This is a genomic window from Candidatus Effluviviaceae Genus I sp. (assembly GCA_016867725.1).
GTDB lineage: Bacteria > Joyebacterota > Joyebacteria > Joyebacterales > Joyebacteraceae > VGIX01.
In genome coordinates this window covers 1-4,294 of sequence record VGIX01000075.1, presented here as the reverse complement: position 1 = coordinate 4,294, position 4,294 = coordinate 1, and the positions used below count along the sequence as shown (strand labels likewise).

At 68.1% G+C, this 4,294-nt stretch carries 4 protein-coding genes; 1 reads left to right on the top strand and 3 read right to left on the bottom strand.

What is annotated here, in order from left to right; translation table 11 throughout:
* On the top strand, window positions 1-1,495 hold a 1,495-nt coding region (locus FJY74_09440; protein MBM3308535.1), incomplete at its 5' end, for a DUF2075 domain-containing protein.
* Window positions 1,496-1,497: 2 nt separating this feature from the next.
* On the opposite strand, the gene FJY74_09435 is transcribed toward FJY74_09440, so the two are convergent.
* From FJY74_09435 to FJY74_09425, 3 genes are all read right to left on the bottom strand, one after another.
* Complete coding sequence (locus tag FJY74_09435; protein ID MBM3308534.1) at window positions 1,498-2,466, bottom strand: nucleotidyl transferase AbiEii/AbiGii toxin family protein; 969 nt, start codon at window positions 2,464-2,466, stop codon at window positions 1,498-1,500.
* Window positions 2,456-3,253, bottom strand: coding sequence for a hypothetical protein (locus tag FJY74_09430; GenBank protein MBM3308533.1), 798 nt, complete (start codon window positions 3,251-3,253; stop codon window positions 2,456-2,458). Before FJY74_09430 ends, FJY74_09435 begins: the two co-directional genes overlap by 11 nt.
* A gap of 183 nt (window positions 3,254-3,436) precedes the next feature.
* On the bottom strand, window positions 3,437-4,294 hold an 858-nt coding region (locus tag FJY74_09425; protein ID MBM3308532.1), incomplete at its 5' end, for a DUF4143 domain-containing protein.

Sequence of the window (4,294 nt, the reverse complement as noted above, 5' to 3'; positions counted from 1 at the left end):
CCACCCGTCCGCGCAGGTCGGCCGCTACAAGACCTACCTCGAGGACACGCACACGGCGTTCCAGGACGACCCCACCATCGCGCTCCACGCGTGCTCGTACCTCCACAACTACTACGTCGCGCCCGACGACGCGGTGCGCGCGGACAAGTTCCGCGACCTCCTCACCCGCTTCCCGCTCTTCTCGGCCGACGACGTGGACCCGCTGACCGAGTTCCTGACAGCGCGACTCTCGCGCGGCGAGGGGCTTGACGTGCTCAGGCGCGTCGAGGGCGGCGCGTACCGCCCGAGCAAGAAGCTCCTCGACCACGTCGCCGAGGTCATCAAGGGCAACCCCGCGTACACGCTCCTCGACGAGCAGCTCGTCGTGTACGACAAGGTCCTCGCCTGCGCCGCGAAGGGGTTCCACGACCGCCGCACGACCGTCCTCGTCGTGAAGGGCGGCCCCGGGACCGGGAAGTCGGTCATCGCGATCAACCTCATGGCCGACCTCGCCGCCCGCGGCTACAACGCGCACTACGCGACCGGCTCGCGCGCGTTCACGGAGACGCTCCGGCGCGTCATCGGCGCCCGCGGCGAGTGCCAGTTCAAGTACTTCAACAGCTACGCGACGGCCGAGCGGAACGCCGTGGACGTCCTCATCTGCGACGAGGCCCACCGCATCAGGACGACGAGCGCGAGCCGCTACACCCCGAAGTCCGAGCGCTCGGGCGAGCCGCAGGTGGACGAGCTCCTGCGCGCCGGCAAGGTCGTCGTGTTCCTCCTCGACGACAACCAGGTCGTCCGCCCGGCCGAGATCGGCTCGGCCGCGTATCTGAGGGACCGCGCGCTCGAGAAGGGCTGCCGGCTGTTCGAGTACGAGCTCGAGGCGCAGTTCCGCTGCCGCGGCTCGGACGCGTTCGTCGCCTGGGTCGAGAACACGCTCGGCATCCGGCGGACGCCGCACGTCCTGTGGACCGACACCGAGGCGTTCGACTTCAGGATCCTCGGGAGCCCGGCCGAGCTCGAGGCGGCCATCGCGGCGAAGGCGCGCGAGGGCTACTCGGCGCGGATGACGGCGGGGTTCTGCTGGCCGTGGTCGAACCCGAAGCGCGACGGGACGCTCGTGGAGGACGTGAGGATCGGCGAGTACGCGAGGCCCTGGAACGCGAAGTCAGGCGTCGGCCGGCTCGCGAAGGGCATCCCGAAGGAGACGCTCTGGGCCTCCGACCCGAACGGCTTGAGCCAGGTCGGCTGCATCTACACCGCGCAGGGGTTCGAGTTCGACTACGTCGGGGTCATCTTCGGGACGGACCTCACGTACGACTTCGACGCGGGGCGCTGGGTCGGCGACCCGACCGTGTCGCACGACACGGTCGTCAAGCGGTCGAAGGATCGGTTCGTGGACCTCGTGAAGAACACCTACCGCGTGTTGCTCACCCGCGGCATGCTCGGTTGCTACGTGTGCTTCCTGGATAGGGAGACGGAGAGGTTTGTGGGGAGTAGGGTGGAGCGATGACGTCACGCCTTCCGCCGCGTCCGGTGGTCGCGGACGTTCTTGAGCTTCCAGAGAATGGCGGGGTGCCCGGCGATGCGCGCTGCCTCCTCGGCGTCGTTCGGGAAGAGAAGCTCGGGGCGGAGCTCACCCTGGTTGATGGCGGCAAGGTACGCCTCCTCGTGACCCACGAGCGACAGCAGCGGACCGACCTTCGCCCACGCACGCTCGACGAGGTCATCTGTGCGAGGGGGCAGGCCCCTTGCCAACGTTGGCGCGAGCTCTGTCGCAACGGCGCGGTCGGTCAGGAACTCCGCCAGGCGATCCCGTCCGTACGTGGGAAGAGGATGCTCGAGCGTGGCTGAGAGCGCGATGAACCGCGCCCGAAAGAGAGGCTGCGCCAACGTCTCCGCCGCCGGTCCGGATAGGCACGCCACATCCCACGCGTCGCGAGGGGCACCGCGCTCAACCAGGGCGAGCAGCTTCCCGATAAGGAGCTCCGCAAGGCAGACGACGCGCACTTGAGCATGGTCCAATCCGCCGGGCTGCCACAGGGACCGGGTCTCGGTCCCGGCGAGGGGGACTCGGAAGAGGAAGTTCAGATCAACCTCGACCCGGTCGTCCTGCCCGAGGACGGACCGATAGCGCAGGTAGAGCTTCCGCCCTGCGAACGCATCCGCCGACTGCTGGACGCGGTGCCCTCGACGCCGCGCGAGATCGAGCACGGCCCCCTCCACCCGCGGCCTGTCTTCCAGCATCTTCTCGCGCTCGACGTGCCCGATGTAGTTGTAGTCAAGGTCGACCGAGAGCCGCCCAGGCGGGCCGAAGCAGAGGTTGAGCGCGGTGCCGCCCTTGAGGGCGAGCACGGCGCCAAGAAGAGGGTGTCGCGCGATGTCCGCAGCCACAGAGCCCAGAAGGACGACCTTCTCCAGCACTGCGGCTTGGAAGCCCGTCTCCGCCGAGGACCGATCCAGGAACTCCAGGCTAGGGTTCATCTGCCTCACCCGGTCGCACTAGGACCGCCGGCAGGATCAGATTCCAGCGCGGCGCGAGCCTGCCGCCGCGGCGGCTCCGCTCGAGATACTGCGGGGAAAGCGGGCGAAGCCGCTCGAGGCGGACGAGGATGGCCGGAGGCACGTGGAAGCTCCCCTGGAAGCGCTCCAGGAACCATCCCGTCGCTGCCCAGAGGTTGGCGACTCCGTACCGGCGCAGAACCTCCTCGAGCAGATCAAGGTCGAGCGTCGGGAATCCGCTCGCCGAGCGCACCAGCTCTTCCAGCCCGCCGACAAGGGCAGGCCGCCTGAAAGCCTCGACCAGCGTGCGCTCGGGCCCGGTCACCTCCAGCAGCCTCCCAAGCCGCTCGATCCGCCGCGTACCCAAGTGCTTGCGGCTGCCCGTCCCCAGCGGATGGGGATGGTTGAGAAAGCGGACCACTGCCCCGTCCAGAACGAGCGGCCTGCGGCGCCGCTCCGTGTACAGGGTGTGCTGATTCCAGACTGACTGTGCGGCGCCAAGAAGATCGAGGGCGCTGTGGTGTGAGAAGACGCCGTCATGCCGGGCGGCCACCCCCACCAGAAACGGATCCAGCGGGAACCGGTCCGGGCGGCTACCCGGAGGCACCACGGCGTACACGCCGCGGGTCACGAGCTTCAAGCGGCCCGTTTCGAGATGGTGCTTGAGCCGCTCTACGGTCCCGAGGCGGCCGCCGGACGGCGCGAGAGCGCGCGTCGCCTCGTCCAGCGAGAACACAGGGTGCATGGCGAAGAAGTCGGCAGTCTTCACATGGGCTCCATCTCTCAGCTCCGAGCAGGATTCGCCTCAGTCGACAGGAAGCAGGAGCCGGGCCCGCTGGGCTGCGGACACTTGACGTGTTGCATCCGGACAGGGGATAAGATACCCGTTTGGAGCACTGGTTGTCAAGTGGAGTGACGCCACGCGGTCGGAAGACAAGTCCGTGGAGGTTGCCTACCGGAACCCCTGCAGCCACTCCCACTGCATCAGGTTGCAGAACGTGACCTCAAGGCCCTCCACTTCGCGCCGATAGACCGGTCCGACCTGGGGGCTGACCACGTAGTTGCGACCTCTCGGGTGATTCTTGCGGAAGGCGCGGAGGCCACGGGGCGCAGACTCGTCGGCGTCCCACTTGCACTCGACCGCGTCGCACTCGTTCCTGCCCCGGGGGAGCACGAAGTCTACCTCGTGCCTCTGCTTGTCGGCCCAGTAGAGGATCGCCCCCGGCTCGTTGTGTGCCGTCAGCGTCTCCAGAACCAGATGCTCCCAGAGGCGCCCGCAGTCCTGCTCGCGAAGCTCATCCCAGCCGCGGCAGAAGCTCACGAAACCCGTGTCGAAACCATAGACCTTCGGCCGCTTGAGCAGCTCCTGACGGCCTCCTCGGTGGTACGGGCGGACCGTGGTGATGAGATGCGTGATGGCGAGGACGTCGAGGTACCTTGCCACCGTCGGGCGAGTCAGCCCGCACTGTCTGGCGACCGTCGTGGCTTCAAGGACGCCTCCGCTGTTCCGCAGGACCAACTGCACCAGTCGGAGGAACGCCTCACGCTTCCCCACTCGGAAGAGCTCCTCAACGTCGCGGGCGTAGAACGAGTCGAGCCACTCGGAGTAGAACCCGAGGTCACGCTCCTTCACAAGGAGGGGCTCCGGCAACCCGCCGCGCAGGAGCCTCATCTTGAGGTCGCGCACCCCGAACGCAGCGCGCTCGCGCTCGAGCACCGGCAGGAGGTGGACGGCTCGCTTCCGCCCGGTGAGGCTGTCGCGGAACTTCCTCGTCGCCGCGAGCGTCGAGGACCCCGTCGCGAGGAGCTT

Excerpts from the sequence above, each read along its gene's own strand:
- FJY74_09435 (MBM3308534.1), bottom strand. The coding sequence starts at position 2,466 with ATGAACCCTAGCCTGGAGTTCCTGGATCGGTCCTCGGCGGAGACGGGC.